General features: G+C 57.8%; 6 protein-coding genes. 2 read left to right on the top strand and 4 right to left on the bottom strand.

From position 1 onward, the window contains the following. Positions 1–135: 135 nt before the first annotated feature. Both M8N44_RS09595 and M8N44_RS09590 read right to left on the bottom strand, forming a co-directional pair. Positions 136–576, bottom strand: coding sequence for a hypothetical protein (locus M8N44_RS09595; RefSeq protein WP_146019163.1), 441 nt, complete (start codon positions 574–576; stop codon positions 136–138). Positions 577–589: 13 nt separating this feature from the next. Further along, positions 590–6,712 carry an RHS repeat domain-containing protein gene (locus M8N44_RS09590; RefSeq protein WP_249853097.1) on the bottom strand — a complete coding sequence of 2,041 codons (6,123 nt, stop codon included), beginning with the start codon at positions 6,710–6,712 and terminating at the stop codon, positions 590–592. Positions 6,713–7,206: 494 nt separating this feature from the next. Here M8N44_RS09590 and M8N44_RS09585 point away from each other — a divergent pair, with 494 nt between their 5' ends. Further along, the gene (locus tag M8N44_RS09585; RefSeq protein WP_102728576.1) at positions 7,207–13,398 is read left to right on the top strand and encodes an alpha-2-macroglobulin family protein; all 6,192 of its coding nucleotides are present in this window, start codon (positions 7,207–7,209) and stop codon (positions 13,396–13,398) included. 31 nt (positions 13,399–13,429) lie between these two features. After that, positions 13,430–15,715, top strand: a complete 2,286-nt coding sequence (locus tag M8N44_RS09580; RefSeq protein WP_180975212.1) for a transglycosylase domain-containing protein — start codon at positions 13,430–13,432, stop codon at positions 15,713–15,715. Between the two features lie 50 nt (positions 15,716–15,765). Here the strand turns inward: M8N44_RS09580 and M8N44_RS09575 are convergent, their stop codons facing one another. Beyond that, positions 15,766–16,104, bottom strand: a complete 339-nt coding sequence (locus tag M8N44_RS09575) for a cupin domain-containing protein (protein ID WP_022396859.1) — start codon at positions 16,102–16,104, stop codon at positions 15,766–15,768. Between the two features lie 305 nt (positions 16,105–16,409). Continuing rightward, complete coding sequence (locus tag M8N44_RS09570; RefSeq protein ID WP_180971111.1) at positions 16,410–18,680, bottom strand: ribonuclease R family protein; 2,271 nt, start codon at positions 18,678–18,680, stop codon at positions 16,410–16,412. Positions 18,681–18,702: the final 22 nt, after the last annotated feature.

The raw sequence follows: 18,702 nt of genomic DNA, 5'->3' as shown, positions 1-18,702 counted from the left end.
TGCTCATTGAATCCTCGGGCCCTGTCACATACAAGCTTTACAAGAGGGAGCAGGTCAGATAGCACGCTAAATGCTGATAAATTATATCAGTTTCTGTTTTTATAAACTCAAAAGTAAAAATTTTATCAAATAATTTTAATGCCCGTATTCTTTAAATCCTGCCAGTTTAAGGCTGGAGGAGAATACTTCACCAACGGAAGAAACATTTTCTCCTTCTTTAAATCCGTCTTCCTGGTAGAGTTTTAATTTTTCCTTCATGGTGCCACGTGAAGTAGATTTAAGTCTAGAGCCGGTATATATTTTTATGCCGGAGATGCTGCTTTTCATGACAATTAGATCATGATAGAAAATATTGGGTAGTAATTGTTTTTGTTGGTAGATGAGCAACTGTTCTGCAGGTGGTCCTTCAACTTGGTAATAGTATTTTGCATATTCATTTTTTAATTGCTCAAAGCTTGATTGTTCTAGTACATTTTTCCAATGATGGATACTCCATGCTGTGTATCCATAATTAATACAAGTAAGGATAATTAACCCAGCGATGACAAAAATAAAAATTCTTATTAATTTTTTCATTTTTAAATTTAAATTAAAGAAATGGAAAAAATGCTTTAACTTGATCTTCGTATAAAGTAACTTCACATCCTGTATTTTGTTCAAGCCGTTTTTTTAAATACGGAGATGAGCCCAAATAACATGCTCGTATTTCAAGTTTGCAAGATGAACAAAAATTAATTTTTTTAAACATGTCGGATATTTCTGTCTTATTTGCATTTTCAGTTAAGAACCTTTCTCCCCAATGCGCCCTTACATTTGTATCATTTTTTCTAATCCAGGGTTCTTCCCCATGCATAATAATAATTAAACTACGGATGCATTGGCAGGATTCTTCACATTCTGAATTCGGTTTAAAATCTGAAGGAACATGTGTAACTTTTCCTGCTAAAAGTGCCTTAATAGCTTTATCTCCTAATTTATCTAACTTTCTTTTACAAGCAAAATACGAAAGTTTAATGCCTCTGCTCTGGCCAACTCTATCTGGTATGGGAGGAGGAGTAAAAGCTGGATCTAAAGGAGAGGAGCTCACCATTCCTAAAAAATCAACATTTTTCTGAATATGATTTTTTATAAACCCATACAAATTCCATCCACCCTGTTCGACGATAGGATCGCGATTGGTCCACCTGCCGTCTGCGGGATTGAGGTGGCGGTAGTTGTAGTAAACCAGCCCTAGTTCGTCGTCCGAGAACTCGCAGGAGAAGCGGAACTTGTTTTCCTGCGCCATGTCTCCTTCTGTGGTGAGCAGGCTACCAAAAGGCGCGTACTCGTAGCGAGCTCTTCTCGTGTGTTGTCCATCAAAGATGGAAGTAACATTCTTCATGACATCGTGCATGAAGTAGAGATGCCCTTTTACTTTCATTCCGTTCTCTTGCCAGCATGTCATCATCAGGATGCGCGTGGCCATGGATTCCGTCGGATCCCACAAATAACTCTTTACAAGCACAGGTTCAGGATGCCTCAAATCCAGTTGGGCTACCTGCAGATAGTCCCGGTACAGGAACCAGAAATGACTGGCGATTGCTCCATTGACAAAAACTTTCTTCTCAAAGCGCCGTCCCCGGTAGTCGTAGCCGCAGGTAATGGACGTTCTGCCATCCTGGCTGGTGAAGACGATGGGGCGGTCATTGGCATCGTAGGATACTTCCCAGATGCCCGTTGAGGTCCTGATCGTGGCCTGGTTGCCGTCGGCGTCGTAGACGGGGTTAAAATGTTCTTCTCCCCCGGCAATATCCACGTACTGGTTAAGGCCGTTGGCATCGTAGGAAACTTCCTCTTCCAGTTCACGAGCGGTCTTGCGGTTGCCGATGTTGTCGTATTGGTAGCTGAAGCTTCCTCCCTGGCTGATCCGGTCTTCGACCAGCTCGCTGCGGCTGTTGCAGGTGAAGTTTCTGGTGGTTGCAGGAGTGGTTCCATCCCAGGAGTCCCGGCGTTGGACAGGGCGTATCAGAGCGTCGTAGTCGTATTCATGGCGGCCCGCTGATTCACCATTTACTCCTTTCTTGTAACCGATGGCGGTTACAAGGTTCAGTGTGGGATGGTAGGTATTGCAGCGGACCATGCCGTTGGGGTAGTTGAGGTAATTGAGGAAGCCGCTGGTTGGATCGTACTCCCAGGTAAAGGGAGAAGCGATGCCTTCCAGATTTATCCCAATCATGCCGCCTTTGGAGTCATAGTCAAGATGGGAGTGCTGCACGGTACGGGTTCCAAGCATCAGGCGGTAACCTTCAGAACGTCCCAAGGCATCGTATTCTTCCTGAAGAGAGCTTTCCACGGTTCCAAAGGAAGTGTCCTGTTGCGTTCTTCCATAGGCATCATAAGAAAATTCCCTTAATCCAGAGGCGTCCCGGACGTAGGTCATTTGTCCGATGTGGTTGTAGGAGAACTCCCATCCCGGAGTATCGTCATTGTGGGAGACGGAGACAAGTTCTCCTGTCAATGGAGCATAGGCGTACGTCGTGACAATGCCTCTGGCCTTGGTGACGGTTTCCGGACGGTTGAACTGGTCGTAGGTTCTGAGAACGCAGGAGCCGTCGGCATAGGTTTTTTTCAGTTCCAGATCGGTGGCTGGATCGTAGAGCCAGGTGGTGGTGTCTCCGTCGGTTCGGCCGGAAGGATCGGTGGTGATGTCGCCTTCGTTTGCACGGAAGGTAGTCAGGGCCACCATGCGGTCGGCTTCGTCATAGGAAAAACAGGCCGGCTGGACGGCGGTGCCGTACTCGGTCGTCTTTCTGCCGCGGATATCATAGGAGTAGTAGGTCGTGCCTCCCAAAGCATCGGTGATGCAAGCCACGGCGTCACAGCAGGACAAGTAGCTGGTGGTGGTCACGTTGCCTGCAGGATCGGTGACTTTGACAGTACGTCCGGCAAGGTCAGTTTCTGTAGTAGCGACATTGCCGCGACCATCGGTTTTTTCCAGAATCATCCGTGTAGAGGTACAGCAGAACTGTTGTGAGGAACGGATTCCGGCGTGATCAGTCTGGTTTGTTGTAAATCCATCTACGATGACTGATTCAGCTGTGATCTCCGAAGTTGGAATCCGGCTGAACTGGGTGCGCTTGGTTGGAGCAGTATACTCCGTCCATTTTACGCTCTGCTGACTGTAGACGTCCGTCGAAATGGTCTTGCTTTCCAATACAGGACTGAGTTCGGAAACCATATTCTCCGTGGTTTGAATGAGGGGGAGGCCGTCGGCATTATAGGTCGTGGAAGTCTGCACCTGGTAGACGCCGTCTTCTCGAACCCGGAAGCAGGATGAGGTTTCCGATATCCTGTTTTTTGAAGTATCCTCCGGATGCAGAGTGTCCAATAGAACAATTCGTCTTACGGCTTGTCCCAGCTCATTGTAGACTGTGACCATGGGAGCAAGATCCTCTGTCTGGGAACGCACAAGCAGTCCTTTGTCATTGTAATTATTTCTAGTAACGATGATCCCTCCCTTGGTATTGGGCTGTTCCTGCCGGATGATTTGGCCAAAACCGTTTTCCAGCCTCCGCGACAGCACGACTCCCCTGGACAAGGTCGTGGTCAGGATGCCTTCTTCGGTCAGTTCCAGCCGGGTCTCCATCTCACGCTGCCCCGTGCCACCCTGAAACAGGACAACGCCATCATAGTACTTTTGGGTGACCAGCGTAGCGCCTGCTGGGTTGGTGACGGTTGTCGTAAGCTGATCGTGGCTGTACTCGGTTCGTGTGATGCGTCCCAGCAAGTCCGTGGAGGAAACGACCCGTCCCAGATCATCGTACTCTGTACTTTGCATCGTCGTCATGGCCCCTATGTCGCGGCGCGTGGCAATCGTCCTTCCCGCCGCATCATAGCTGTAGGAATTAATCGTTTCTGGCGTAGTCTCGGTAGCCGAGCGGATGGTTTCCACCAGCTGCTTGGCCGAGTTGTACCCATAGCTGGTGGTGATGCCGTCTTCATCGGTTTCCCTCAACGGCCCACAGCACATCCATTCCGTCGTACTGGTTCTGCCGTTGCCCCTCGTCGTCTTGACGAGCCTCTGCTCGTCATCATATTCATAGTCCTCCGAGGCAATCAGCGACCAGCCTTCTCCGGTGTGAACGTATTGTTCTTTCCTGGTGGTGGCGCCGTTTTCAGCAATGTATTCTATGTTCCGGGTACTTTGTCCGGGAACGATACTTCCATTAGCCTGCACAGTCTCCGTCACCTTGTGGAGAGCCCCGTATTCCGCGGCGGCTTCGTAAGTATAAACGGTTTGCACCCCGTCAATACTCTGGCTCATCTTTTGCCTGCCCCGGGCGTAGGGATATTCGGCTCCTTCCCCATAAGTCTCTTCTACACTCGTATGAACCTGGTCGGAACCCAGGGCGGTTTCCGTGACCGTGGTGCGGTTCACCTGCGGGCTGTCTTCATAGGTGTAAGTGCGTTTGAGAAGCGCCGTTTCCGTCCCATCCTCGGCAATGATTACTTCAGTTTCCGTAGCGGGTCTGAAGTCATTGAAGCGCAGGTCGGCGTAAGTGGTTCGGGTCCCTCTCTCCCCGCCTCCGGCCCAGGGAGCAGCGGAGAGCACGGTTTTGCCCTGGTCATCGTACTCGTAGCGCGTATAGCCGCCATTGGGTTTGAGTTCCAGGGACACCCGGAACTGGTCGTTGTAGGTATAGAGGGTGGTCTGGGCCAGAGAGGTCTTGTATCCCTCCGTCCGGCTGATGGTCAGCCAGCCGCCGTCGGTATACTTCTTCACTGTCCGGGTACAGGAGGAGGGTGTTTCCTCGTTGATGCCCTGAATAGTTTCAAGGCGCTCCCACTTGGAATCGGGCAGGGCGTTGCGTTCAATGGTGCGAACGATGCGCTCCTCTCCCTCCCCCTTGACGATGGTCACCTTGTTGCCTTCTTCGCGGCGTTCGATGAAATGCGGCTCCTGACCGGCGCGCCGGTTGGTGATATGGGTGACCTTGACTCCGTTTTCAAGCGAGGTTTCATAGACGGCCGTTTTGTAGGGCTCTCCGGTAACGGTGAATCCGCCTTCCCCGTCTGGGATGGTCTTGCCGGGAGCATACCACTCCAGGGTGAGCCTGTCGCCTTCGGGAATGCTTCTCATCAACCCCTGGGCGCGGGAATAAACGCTGGCAAGGGAGCCGTTTTGATGGTAAGTGACCTGGACCTTGCTGAAGTACTCCTCGGCAGAGATCACATGGCCCGAAGAGCTGGTGACCGACACGACCTCTCCGGTGGCTGCCGAGAAGCGCAGGACCATGCCGCCGGGAAGAACCATGTCCATGAAGGCGGGAGTACCCTGGAGGTTGGGAGTAAGATCTTCGTTGAGAAGCCTCACACGGTAGTTGACCTTCCTGGAAGAGCCGATGGGAGAAGCATCGCTGCTTCCCTCGTTAGCTTTGAAATAGAGATGGCTTCCGGAGGGGCGCTTGACGGTGACGCGGCGCTCGTCAGCCGAGAAGGAAGCGCTCCAGGCCATGGGGTGGTTGTAGCGCATGGAAAAGCCGCTGGAAGCCGGGGCATTAGTGGTGGCAGAGCGTGCCGTCCTGATGAACTTGGCGGGAGCCGGAGGCGTGGGTCCTGCCGGGGAGGAAGGGTTGATGCAGGCGTTGCCCTGGCAATCCTGCTCTCCCTCGGGATCCCCCGGAGTGGGCTGTGTCTGGACACAGTGTTCGTCCCCTTCCTCATTGCACTCACATTCACAGGGGCAGGGTTCCTCTTCCTGGTCCGGCTCGCTGGAAGAAGAGGAAAGGGAACTTGAACTGCTGCTGGAAGATGAGCTTGAGCTCGAAGAACTTGATGACGAAGAGCTGCTGCTGGAAGACGAGCTGGAAGAAGACGATGAACTCGAACTGCTCGAGGAGGAGCTGGAAGACGGAGCGCTGCTGGAAGAATCCGGCTCCTGGGGCGGCAAGGAACTGCTGTGGAAACTGGAAGACGACCAGCTGCTGGAAGAAGATGACGAGGAAGAACTCGACCTGCTGGAAGACGGCGACCTGGAAGAAGAAGGCGGCGCGCCGCTCGACGAATCCGCCGGCTCCGGAGCCGACGAACTCTGCAGCGAGCTGGCAGACGCACTGTCGGAGGGGGAAGAGCTCGAACTGCGGGCAGAAGAACTCGAGCTGCTGCTGGGCTTGGGATCAAACTCAAACGAATCTCCTCCCCCTGCCGAACTGCTCGACGAATCTCCTTCTTCCACCTCCTGGTACAGGTTGACCAGAGTCAGGACGGTTTCTCCTTCCTTGCCGGCAGGCGTGTTTTCCGCCAGCAGGTAATAGTCCAGGTCGGGCTCTCCTTCCTTGTCGCTTACCAGGGCAATGCAGAACTCCTGTTGGTCCTCCGCGGCAGGCTGGTGTTGGTGGACGATATGGCACCAGTAGTATCCCTGTTCAAACTGGATCTGGCGGCGGAGAGGCGTGGAAGAGCCCGGCTCCGTGGAGAGTTCCATATCCTTGGCGGGAATGGAAAGGGAGATGGAAGAGTGGGCGTGGAGGTGGAGAAAACAGGTGGCGGGAGCCATGACCTTGAGGTACCCGAACCATTCGTGACGGGTGGGGGAGGAAGCAGTTCGTTTGGGGATAAGGACAGGAGCGGAGAGGCCGTTGACCAGGAAGTCGCCCTGGGGCTGCCCGTTGGGGTACATGGGAATGAAGGGATAGACGGTGTCCATGGCGCCGATGTTGAAAGTGTTGTTCATGGTATTAAATTAAGAATTATGAAATAGTTGCGACTACCATGAATCAAAAACCAGCAAAGTAAACACGCCGGGAACGTTATGATATTTGGTGAGTTTTTGAGGCGGATGGCAACGTGGAAAAAGGGAGGGGATTCTTCTCCGGTGGCACGTATTTCTTTGCCATATTTCCAAAATTTACCCATTGCCAGGGTAAAAGACAGCGTGCAGGAAGAGAAATACTAGCAAAAGGTAAAGGAGATTTTTCTCTGATGAACCAAGTTTCCCGCGTTCCACTGGAGTTATTGCATTTAAAAATTACCGGTTGGATTCATGACCGCACTACCATCCTAGTGAGCATAAGAAAGGAGTTTTTATAGAACATTATTCAAGGTACAAAAAAAACTTCATCAAGTGGTAACGACTTTTATCTCTATTTTTTGCCGCTTGCGGATTTTCTGCTTGTGTTGAAGACTCAAAAAGAGGAGAAGATGGGTACATAGAATTACCCTCCTCCCATGAAAACCTGTTCTTTTGCTATTGGCTGCTTCTTAGGAATTTGCGGTATTTTTCCATCCATTGCCGACACTACGGTGCGCTATCCGTCTTCCTCTCCGTCCCATCTGGAAAAAGGGAAGCCGTTTCAACTGGTGTTTGACAAGGCCGTGGTGCCCGCTTCCGAGGTGGGAAAACCGGCGGACCCGGAACTGATGTCCTTTTCCCCGGAGAAGAAACCGGTGGAACTGGCGCTGGGCAACGGCGCCGGGACGGCCATGCCGGAAGGCGCGAAGCTGATGTTCGTTCCTCCTTCCTTGAAGTTTTCTTCCAAATGGATTACTCCCAACGTGCTGGAGTGCGTTCCGCTGGAGGAGGTTCCCTTCCGGTCCACCTATCTATGGAAACCGGCGGAGAATGTCCGTTTTCTGGACGGTTCCCTGGTGCCGTCCGTTCCGCTGCGTCTGACGGGGCGCACGACCTGGAATTTCTTCCTGTCTTCCATGGACAGGGGCTGGCAGGGCAGTGAAGTTTACCCGTGGGAGAGTTTTTTCCTGGTGATTCCCGACGCAGTTCTGGACAGGGGCAATCCTGCGAATGGCTTGTATCGCGACGGCAAGGGGTTCCTGATGCTTCCCGGTTATTGCTCATGGAAGGAGGCATTGGAAAAGAACCTCCGTTTTGCCGGCGTTTCAGATGAAGAGCAGTTGAGGTCCGCAGATTTTATGAAGCAGCTCAAGGCGGGAGCCGCGGGGTACGATGCGGGGTTCCGGCTAAGGCCTGCGACGTTGAAGGAGGTGAGAGACGCCAAATCCTACCGTGTGAGAAATATTGCAGGGGAGGGAAGGTTCAGAGGCCGTCCGGACGGCATGGTTGTTCCCGGCGTGTATGTCATTCAGCCGGAAGGAATGTTCCGGTATGGCAGGAATTATTGCCTGGTCAGTTTGGACGCTTCCTTCCTGTCCTCCCGGGGAGGAGGGCAGAAAACCGGATGGGAAGAAATCAAACTGGGGGCCGTGCCCCGTTTTTCCGCCTCCGGTTATTACCATGCGTTTTCCGGGAACGGAGGCCGGTTTACTCTGGAATGGACTCTCCCTGTCCTGATTGAGGATTTGGAACGGTTCTGCCGGGACCATGTGGAGTTTTTCGTGGAGGGCGGCGGGAAGCCGATGGCTTACGGTGATCAGGAGGGAGGCTTTACCACATCCCTTGACGGAGAGGATGCGGAGACGGCCGGGAAAATAGCAATCCGCCTGGACAGGGAACGGCTGGCGGAGATGAAGCATGCCCGGCCCCAGTGGTATACGTCCCTGCCTTTTCTGGTGAGCGCAGACGAGGCCGTTTTTAAACTGCAATGGAGGCTGAAGGGCGTCCGGTCCGTGGATGATCAGGAATTGGCGCGAAAGAATGCGGAAGGTTCCGTGGAAGTGGAGCCGGAGGATCCGTGCCTGTATCTGGATGCGGGCAACAACGGCGTCATGTACGCCGGATCCCGCAAGTTGAAAGCTTCCGTGAGCAATTTGAAGGATTTGACGGTGCGCGGCTACCGGATCAGGGACGGCCACCGGCACCAGACGCTGGCGGCCTACCGGAAGATTTATGAACGGGACCAGTCCGCGCCCCTTTCCCGTACCGTGACGGACCGCGACCAAAGGCATTTTCTGCCTGCGGAGCTTCTTGCGGCGGATAAGACGGGCGCGCTGATACTGGACGTGCGCGGCAAAACGGAAGCGGCCATCAGCCTGGACGGCCTGTTTGGCGGAGCCGTGGAGCCAGGCATGTATTTCATTGAGGTGGAAGGCCGTGTCAGTGATCCGGTGCTGGAGGCGTACAGGCTGTTTGGCGTGCCGTCGGAAAACGGAGGCAGAAGGAAGTTCGACGGAAAGGAGGCATCCTACGCCGCGCAGGCCGTCGTGCAGGTGACGGATTTGGGCGTTCTGCATAAAAAGACGGCGGATACCATGTTTGCTTACGTGTATTCCCTTTCCACCGGAAAAGCGGTGGAAAAAGCGCAGGTCCAATTGCTGGATGCGAACGGCTCCGTTCTGGCTTCCGTTCCCGTGGAGCACGGTTCCGTGATTTTGCCCATGGCCGGGATGAACGGAAAGGCCGCCTATGTTCGCGTCCTGTCCGGGGTGGACAGTTACCTGAGCCCCCTGGAGGATTGGCCGGGGCAGGTGAGGATGTGGTCCTTTGGCGTGAAGACGCTGCCCTACGAATGGGAAGCCCTGGGGCTGAATCCCGCCACTACCGCGGAAACGAGGGTGTTCATGTTTTCGGACAGGAACCTGTACCGCCCGGCGGAGACCATGCATTTGAAGGGAATCGTGCGCTCCCTGCTGGACAACAGGCTGGGCCTCGCTCCCGTGGAGGAGGTCAAGCTGACGGTCAGGGACGGACGGGACCGGGAAGTAGCCGTCAAGCAGGTGAAGTTGTCCGATGCGGGAACCTTTGACCTGGATTTCACGTTTCCCGGGGAAGAGACGGGAACTTACAGCGTCCTTGCCAGCCTGCGGCTGAAAGGGGATTCCGCGGAAGAGGAAAAAGAAGGGGCAGAGGATGATTCCTCCGACGAATACGATTACAAGAAGTATTACCGGAAGGAGTTTGACAAGAATAACCGGGAGTTCCGGTATGAGGTGGAAGTAGCCGAGTTCAAGCGGAACGAGTTTGAAGTGGAGGAGAAGATTCATGAATTGAAGCCCGGCGCTCATCTCCTGAAGGCGGATGTGAAGGCCACGAATTTTACCGGCACGCCTGTTTCAGGCGGCAAGGTGAACTGGTCCCTGCGCAGTACTTCCTCCAACTTTTATCCTGCCGGATACAAGGATTACCGTTTCGGGGATTACCGTGATGACGATGGGGGCTACTGGGAGGCCTATTACGGTTATTCCAGCAGCCGTTCCTCCTCCCACATGAAGCAGCAGTCCTCCGTGCTGGACGGGGAAGGCAGGAATACCGTGGAGTTCTCCCTGGACGGGCAGTCCTTCCCGCGGGTCAGGAGGCTGTCCCTCCAGGCTTCCGTGGTAAACGGGAATGAGCAGTTGGTCAAGGTTTCCCGAGGCGCCGTCTGGAATCCGGCTTCCGTGTTTGTGGGCGTGAAGAACAGTTCTTCCATCTGCCGCCAGGGAACGCCCCTGGATTTGCGCCTGATTGCCCTGGGGCTGGACGGCAAGCCCTATGCGGGCAGCGGCCTTGATCTCAACATGACCGTGACGCGCACCGCTTTCCGTCCCGCGCGCTACGAGAGCGGAGATGCCACCACCGTGCGCAATGACGAGGTAAGGAGCACGGTGCTGGAAAAGGCCCTGACGCTTGCCCCGGCGGATTCCGCGGATGTCCGTACGGGAGGAAAAGCCGTCTCCGTTCCCACCCCGCAGGACGGTATTTACGAGGTGGCTTTTTCCGGCAGGGACGCGGAAGGACGGGAATTCCGCACTGCCGTAAAGTACTGGGTTTACGGCAGCGACGTTTCCCCGTGGGAGTACCATGACGGCCTGAAGGTGAAGATCATCCCTGACAAGCAGTTGTACAAGCCGGGAGAGACGGCCCGTCTCTTGATCCAGACGCCCATTGAGGGGGAGGTGATGGTGACAGTGGAGCGGGAAAAGGTGCTTCGGAGTTTTGCCAGAAAGCTGACGCTGGACAATCCCGTGATTGAGGTGCCTCTGGAAGAGGCGGACGCGCCGAATGTCTATGTTTCCGTTTTCCTGGTGAAGGGGGCGGACCTGAGCAGCCGCAAGGTCCGCAATCCCCAGTTGAAGCTGGGATATGCCGCGCTGAAGGTTCAGCCTGTCCAGCATACCCTGAATGTAAAGGTGTTTCCCCCCGCCGGGATGTCCCGGCCCGGTTCCCCCGCCGTGGTCAGCGGCGTGGTGACGGATTATTCCGGCAGGCCGGTGCGGAATGCGGAGGTATGCCTGTTTGCGGAGGATGAAGGCACCTTACAGGTCATCGGGTACCAGACTCCCCGTCCCATCCGGTACTTCTATGCGGACCGCCCCCTGTCCGTGGGCACGTGGACGACGCTGGAACAAATTCTGGATGAAGACTGGGGTGGCCGCTCCACGGACAACAAAGGAGTTTTCATCGGCGGCGGAGATTCCTCGGACGGCTCCCGCAAAGCGCCGGAGAACCTGGATTTAAGGAAGAATTTCAACCCGTGCGCCGTGTGGCTGGCCTCCCTCCGTACGGACGGGGAGGGCCGTTTCAAGGCCGAGTACAGGAATCCGGATACGCTGACCCGCTACCGGGTGATGGCGGTCGCCCTGGCGGGAGCTGCCGATTTCGGAACCGGGGAAAGCGCCTATGTGGTAAACAAGCCCGTGATGCTGGAACCCGCTCCCCCCTTTACCGCAACGGAGGGTGATTCCCTGGACATTCCGGTGACGGTCAGCCAGACGGGTGACAGGAAGGGCCCGTGGGTGGTCACGCTGAAATCCGGGACCGCTGCGGCTTCCGTGCCCCAGCCCGTCCAGACGCTGACTTTGAACGGGAACCAGCCGAAAACGCTGGTGTTCAACGTAAAATTCACGCAGCCGGGGGAAGCCCGGCTGACCTGGGAAATCCGCGCCGCAGACGGCAGCGGCACGCCTTATTCCTCCGGCGTTTATTCCTTGCTGAAGGATTCCGTGGAGCACACGTTTGAGGTGGTGCCTCCCTTCCCGGAGCTGAGGGAGCTGCGCTGCTTCTCGCTTTCCTCCGGCCGGACGCTGGATCTGCCGGGGTTGCTGGCGACTCCCTTCCTGAAAGGCACCCCCATCCGGGTGACGCTGGGCACGTCCCCCCTGCTGTATGCGGACGGCAGCGTGAATTACCTGCTGCGTTATCCGTACGGATGCCTGGAACAGCTTTCCTCCTCCACGCTGCCCTGGATTTATGAACCGCTCCTGGCCAAATATCTCCCCGGTTTCAAGGGAAAATCGCCGGAGGACCGTTCCAGGGCCCTCCGGAGCGGCGTTTACAAAATCATGAAAAACCAGCTTTCTTCCGGCGGCCTGTCCTACTGGCAGGGTGGCACGGAGGTGAGCGAGTACTGCGCGTATGCCGCTCTGGTGCTGACCCTGGCGCGGGAGCAGGGGGTTTACATTCCGGAACAGGGCCTCAACAAGCTGTACACCTATCTGGGGCGTTCCCTGTCCGCCCGCCCGCGGGAGGGGCTCCTGGGGGCATGGGTGCTGGCCAGAGCGGGGCTCATGCCCGCGTCCCTGCTCAACCGCCTGCTGGACCATGCCGCTGAATTGAGGGCGGAAGACCGCCTGTACCTGGCCCTGGCGGCGGCCCTCTCTTCCCGTGCGGAGGCAAAGGAGCAGGCCCGGAGCCTGATGAATGTTTCCGGGGAGGAAATGAAACAGCCCCGCTGCCGTCTTCTGCTGGCGCTGGCGGAGATGGCGCAGGCCCCCGGTGACCGGGCTGTCCGGGAAAGGCTGGAACGCCTGATCGTGGACAGGATGTCCGGCTCTTTCGGAGGAAGGGCCCCCTATTCCACCTGGACTTCCGGCTGGGATGTGATTCTGCTGGGGGAATACCTGGAAGGATTGCAGGAGGCGCCCCTTTCCGCCGCCTTCCGCGTGGACCGCGGCGGCCGGACGTTTGACGGGATATGCTCCGTGTCTTCCCCGTCCCGGTTCCTGACCGCGGTTGGGGAGAAGGCCGTGCTCAGCCTTCCGGAAGCGGGAACCCGGGTATACGGCATGGCGGAGGCCCGCGGACGCAGCAAAACGCAGCAGGACGGAGCCGCCGTCAACAGGGGCTTTGCCGTTTCCCGCGTTTATGAAAGGCTTTCTCCGGAAGGAACCTGGACGCCTGCGGCGGAGTTTGCCGTGGGGGACCTGGTGAGGATTACGCTGCACGTGGACAAGTCCGCTGACCCGCTGACGTATGTGGTGATGGAGGATTACCTGCCCTCCGCTTTTGAGGCCGTCAATCCGGCGCTGCTTTCCCAGATACCGGGAGGCCGGGAGAGCGAGACGGCGGACGCAGGAAACCGCTGGTTCTACTGGAGCGGGTGGGTCTCCCACCGTGAATTCCTGAAGGACCGGGTGCGCTTTTTCGCCGATTCCTGGTCGGGAGGCCGCTTTACGGCGCGCTACCTGGCGCGGGTGACCAAGTCCGGCTCCGTTATCGCCCCGTCCGCCAAGGCGGAGCTGATGTACAAGCCGGAAACCTACGGATTGAGCATTCCCCAGAAACTGACCGTCTCCGCGGGGAAGTAAGTGCAGTGTTTTCATGATGCGGCGCAGATCTATGAACAGGGCGGTTTTCAAAAAGCTCCTTCAACGGAAAACCCTTCTTTGGATTGCCGGAGGGCTGGCCGCCGCGTGGCTGCTTGCATGGTATGCCGTGCCCTGGCTGGTTCCCCTGCCGGAAGGGCTGCTCCATCCGGAAGAGCGGGGCGCCATGGTCCTGGACAGGGACGGCGGCAGAATCGCCACATTGCCGGGACCGGATTATTACCACACGGAGCCTGTCCGGCTCCGGGAGGTTCCGGACATGCTTCTTAAGGCTACGCTGGCGGCGGAAGACAAACGCTTTTTCAGCCACGGAGGGGCGGATTTCCTGGCTCTGGCCCGCGCCGCGGCGGCGAATGCCGCAGGCGGGGAGGTTGTGTCCGGAGCGTCCACCATCACCCAGCAGCTCGCCAAGAATGCCAATCCTCCCGCACGCAGGAACCTGTGGACCAAGGCCCGGGAGTTTTTCCAGGCCCGGCGCATGGAGATGAGCATGAGCAAGGAGGAAATTCTGGAGTCCTATTTCAACCGCCTGGATTACGGCAATCTGCGCCGGGGGCCCGCCGCGGCGGCGCGTTTCTACTTTGGCCGGGAGATGGCCCGCCTGTCCCTGGCGGAATGCGCCCTGCTGGCGGGGTTGCCGCAGGGGCCGTCCTTCTTGAACCCCCTCCGGCATCCGGAACGTGCGCTGGAACGGCGGAACCGCGTTCTGCGGCGTCTGGAGGAGGAAGGCATGTTCCCGGCGGACATGGTGAACAGGGCCTTGCAGGAACCCCTGTTCAGCGCCGGAATGGAAGAAGGGCGGCAGCCGGCGGCTCCCCATGTAACAGCCGCCCTGATGCACGCAGGACGGACGGGGGAGGTGCGCACGACGCTGGACGCCTCCCTGCAGCGCGGCGCGCTGGAAATCGTGAGGAGGGAGCTGGAACGCTTGAAAGGCCATCATGTGACACAGGCCGCCGTAGTTGTGGCGGAAAACGCCACGGGGAATATTCTTTGCCTGGTCGGTTCCGCGAACCGGAAGCATCCGGCGGGGGGGCTGATGGACGGGACTTCCCTGCCGCGCTCCCCCGGTTCCGCCCTGAAGCCTTTCGTGTACGCCCAGGCATTTGTCCTGGGGGCCTATCCGGGAACCGTTCTTCCGGACGTTCCCACCACGTACCGGAGCGCGCACGGGCTGGAAGCGCCGCAGAATTACAACAGGGCCTACATGGGTCCCGTTTCCGTCAGGCAGGCCCTGGCCTGTTCCCAGAATATCCCGGCCATGAGGGCTCTGGATACCTTCGGCGGCCCGTCACGGCTACTGAAACTGCTGGAAAACCTGGGTATCCGGGGCATCCAGGGAGACGCCGCGCATTACGGCCTGGGCCTCGCCATCGGCAATGCGGAGGTGACCTTGCGGGATTTGACCGGGGCTTATGCGTGCCTGGCGCGCGGAGGCTCCTTCCTCCCCCTGAAGCTGGAGCAGGGCGCTTCCGTTCCGGAACGGCCCGTACTGCCTGCGGAAGCCTGCTTCATGGCGGCGGACATTCTGGCGGACCGGGAAGCCCGGATGGCGGCGTTCCATGACCGGGAGCTGATGAACCTTCCCTTCCGGTATGCGTGCAAGACGGGCACTTCCTCCGATTTCCGCGACAACTGGTGCGTGGGCTTCACCCGTGAAATCACGGTTGGCGTCTGGGTGGGCAATTTTGACGCCTCCCCCATGAAGCAGGTGGGGGGCATGGATGGAGCGGCCCCCATTTTTGCCGGGGTCATGAGGCTGGCTCACCGCAATCTTGCCCCTTCCTTCCCCGGTCCCCCTCCCGGCATGGTGCGCATCCGCATTGATTCCCGCACCGGAAAGAGGGCGGAGGGGCTGGATCTGCCGCAAGCCCATGTCCGGGAGGAATGGGCTTCCCCGGAAACGATGCCGCAGCCGGCCTCCCCGGCGGATTACGATGCCGTGGGACGGGCATATCTGGACAGCCGTTATACGGAGTGGTTTACCAGTCCTTCCTGCACGGTGGGGAATACCTTCTGCCTGCTTCCGCGGGCGTGGTCCGGGGAGGCTCCCCGCATCCTGGTTCCGGCAGACGGCTCGCGCCTGGCGCTGGATCCGGAACTGCCCGGCGGGGGACGCAGGCTCAAACTGCGCTCCAACCTGCCGGCGGGGGCGGTGTGGTCATCCCCCACCCTGACCGTCGTGCAGTATGGAGAAGAGGCTTCCGTGCTGCTGGAACCGGGAGCGCACGTCATTACCGTGCGCCATCCGGAGCTGAACCTGGAGCAGCGTTCGTCAATTACCGTCAGGGAACTGTAACAAGAAGCCGGGAGTTTTCCTCCCGTGCGCACGTGGAAAAAGCGTTCCGCTCAGTCCAGCGGCAGGATGGAGGTGACCAGCATCTTGAACCGTTCCTGCGCAATGACGGAATGAGGCACTCCGGCGGGAATCAGGAGAGTCTTGCCCTGCGGAAGGTTGACCTCTTCATTGCCCACGGTAAAATACGCCGTCCCGTCCAGAATCTGCACCAGGGCGGGGCCGGGCGTCTGGTGGGTGGGGAGGAGCTGCTCGTCGTCAAAAGCCAGGATGGTCATGTTGACGCCTTTGGAACGCACAAGGGCCAGGCTGGTGATTTGCCCTTCGCGGTATTCAATCAGGTCAGCGTAATTGAAAGGCGCCCGTTCGGGGATATGCTGAATTGCTGTCATGCAGGTTGGACACACTCATTTCCCCTTCCCGTTTCCGCCATGACAGGCTTCCGGGAAAAAGGTCCGCTCCAGACCCGGGAGCGGACCTTGGCATTCAGCATTCATATGGTGCTTACTTACGGGTTCAACGTCCTGAGTTCATAGGCGTGGGGTCGGGTTCACAAGTAAACAGCAACCATTTTATACATGAAAAGTACAATTTGCTTCAAGAAAATTTTGGTGAAAAAATACAGATTTAATTCTGCTGCAAGGAGAACCGGATTTAACGCCCGCATGTGGCCGTTTCCGCCTGCGGGCGTGTGCCGTCAGCGGTTCCGCCGCCTGCGGCCGGGCGTGCGCTTCTCCTTTCTGCCTGGGGAGGCTGTCTTTTCCGGCTGCCGCCGTTCCTCCCGTGAGGCGATGGTAAAATCCGCCCACTGCTGTTCCCGGTCCACTTTCACGGGAATGACGGGAATGCGCAGCCCTGCGCACAGCACGGAGCCGTGGTCGCTCTTCCAGCGGTTGGCGAATGCCTCGTACACCCAGCGGCCGCCGGGAAGCTTGTCCGGCTTGATCAGCCCCTTGATCTGGAGGCGCGGGATTTCCAGCAGCACGCCGAAGTGGCGCGTTTCCGTAATCAGGGCCTCGTGCACTTCCGGATGGTCCGCATAGCACTGGCCTTCCAGCCATTCGAAAAGCTTCATCCGGTTGGCGTCCTTTTCCGCACTGGCGGAAGTGCGCTCCGTCTCTGAAATGTGTTCCGCGTCCTCCTCCAGCCTGCCTACGCTGCCGGCGCCTTTGGCCCCCTTGGGGGGATTGGCCAGCAGGGGATTCAGGGAGCGGTGAACCACCAGGTCCGCGTAACGGCGGATGGGGCTGGTGAAGTGGCAGTAATTGGCGGTGGCCAGGCCGTAATGGCCCAGGGGCTCCGTATCGTACCTGGCCCGCATCAGGCTTTTCAGGAGCGCCAGCTTGAGCAATTGCTCGTCCGGGGAACCCTTGATGGACTTCATCAGCTCATTAAGGTACTGGCGCTGGCCGATGTCGTGGACGGGGTGCCCGTACAGTTTGCACAACTGGCCGAATTCAAAGAGCTTGGCGGAATCCGGTTCTTCATGGACACGGTAGATGGTGGGGCGGTTCCTGTTTTTCAGCGTCAGGGCCACGGCCTCGTTGGCGGCCAGCATGCACTCCTCAATGAGCTGGTGGCTCTCATCGTACTCTTCCGTGATGATGTCCGTCACGCGGCCGTCCTTGTCCATGACGGCGCGCACTTCCGGGAAGTCCAGGTCCAGGGCTCCCTTGGCGTAGCGGTTGCGGCGCAGGATGGAGGCCAGCTTCCAGGCTTCACGGACCATGGAGGGAACTTCCCCCTTGTCATGCCCTTTCAGCATGGTGAAGGCCTCCTGGTAGGTCAGGCGCGCCTTGCTGCGGATGAAGGCGTCCGCGAAGCGGGCGTGGAGCATCTTCCCCTTTTTATCAAACTTCATTTCGCATACCTTCGTCAGGCGCACGACGTCCGGCCGCAGGCTGCACAAATCATCGGAAAGGCGGGGAGGCAGCATCGGAAGGACGCGGTCCGGCAGGTAGGTGGAGTTGCCGCGGCGCAGGGCTTCCTCATCCAGCGCGCCGCCGGGCTTCACAAAATGGGAGACATCCGCGATGTGGACGGCCAGCGTCCAGCCGGACGGAGTGGCCGTGATGGAGATGGCGTCGTCAAAATCCCTGGCGCTTGCCGGGTCAATGGTGATGACGGTGCGGTCCGTCCAGTCCTCCCGGCGGCCCAGTTCCGCGGAAGAAGGGTTTTTCCGGAAAGATTCCACCTCCTGAAGCACGGAGGCGGGGAATTCCACGGGCAGGTCATACTTTCTGATGACGGCTTCCATGTCCACGTGGGGATCGTCCGGGTAGCCGAGCACCTCCACGATTTTCCCGCGCGGGGCCTTCTTTTCTTCCCCGCGGGACACGGGTTCCACGGAAACCAGTTGGCCGGGAAGCACCTCCATGGCGGGTTTTTCCACCAGTTCAATGTATTCCGGAGAGCCTACGCCGTCCCCGAGCACGCGGCCCAGCTTGTTCTTTCCGGCGCGGAAAACGCCCAGCCAGCGGGAGCGCGCGCGTTCCGTCACTTCCTCCACGCGGGCTTTCATGCCGGTATCCGGAGAAGAAAAGCGGTCCCTGCGGACGTTTCTCCGGCCCTTGGCCGCCTTGCGTTCCACGCGCACGGCCACGCGGTCCCCGTCCAGGGCGGTTCCCAGGTGGTTGGGCTTGAGCTCCAGCTCCGGAATGGCCTCCAGATCCCACCCCAGGTCCGCCGCGGCGGGATCCCCCTTTTTGGGGAGAAAAAGAATCTTGCCGGAGCGCAGGATGCGGATCATGCCGTGCACCAGGTTCCGGCGTTCCCGTTTCAGGGCGTATCTCCCCTTTTGCAGCCGCACGAGCCTGCCTTCCTCCTCCAGCTGGTCCACAATGGCGCGGAAGTCCTGCTTCTGCCGGGAATCCACGTTCAGGGCGCGGGCCAGTTCTGATTTGCTCTGGGGTTCGTAATGTCCGTCTTCCATGTGACGGACCAGGCGGTCTTTAAGGGAATTATTCATCTTGCGGAAGTTCCGGGAAAGG

This window comes from Akkermansia massiliensis (assembly GCF_023516715.1).
Classification (GTDB): domain Bacteria; phylum Verrucomicrobiota; class Verrucomicrobiia; order Verrucomicrobiales; family Akkermansiaceae; genus Akkermansia; species Akkermansia massiliensis.
This window is presented reverse-complemented; position numbering and strand designations above follow the sequence as displayed.

Excerpts from the sequence above, each read along its gene's own strand:
- M8N44_RS09585 (WP_102728576.1), top strand. The coding sequence starts at position 7,207 with ATGAAAACCTGTTCTTTTGCTATTGGCTGCTTCTTAGGAATTTGCGGT.
- M8N44_RS09590 (WP_249853097.1), bottom strand. The coding sequence starts at position 6,712 with ATGAACAACACTTTCAACATCGGCGCCATGGACACCGTCTATCCCTTC.
- M8N44_RS09580 (WP_180975212.1), top strand. The coding sequence starts at position 13,430 with ATGAACAGGGCGGTTTTCAAAAAGCTCCTTCAACGGAAAACCCTTCTT.
- M8N44_RS09595 (WP_146019163.1), bottom strand. The coding sequence starts at position 576 with ATGAAAAAATTAATAAGAATTTTTATTTTTGTCATCGCTGGGTTAATT.
- M8N44_RS09575 (WP_022396859.1), bottom strand. The coding sequence starts at position 16,104 with ATGACAGCAATTCAGCATATCCCCGAACGGGCGCCTTTCAATTACGCT.
- M8N44_RS09570 (WP_180971111.1), bottom strand. The coding sequence starts at position 18,680 with ATGAATAATTCCCTTAAAGACCGCCTGGTCCGTCACATGGAAGACGGA.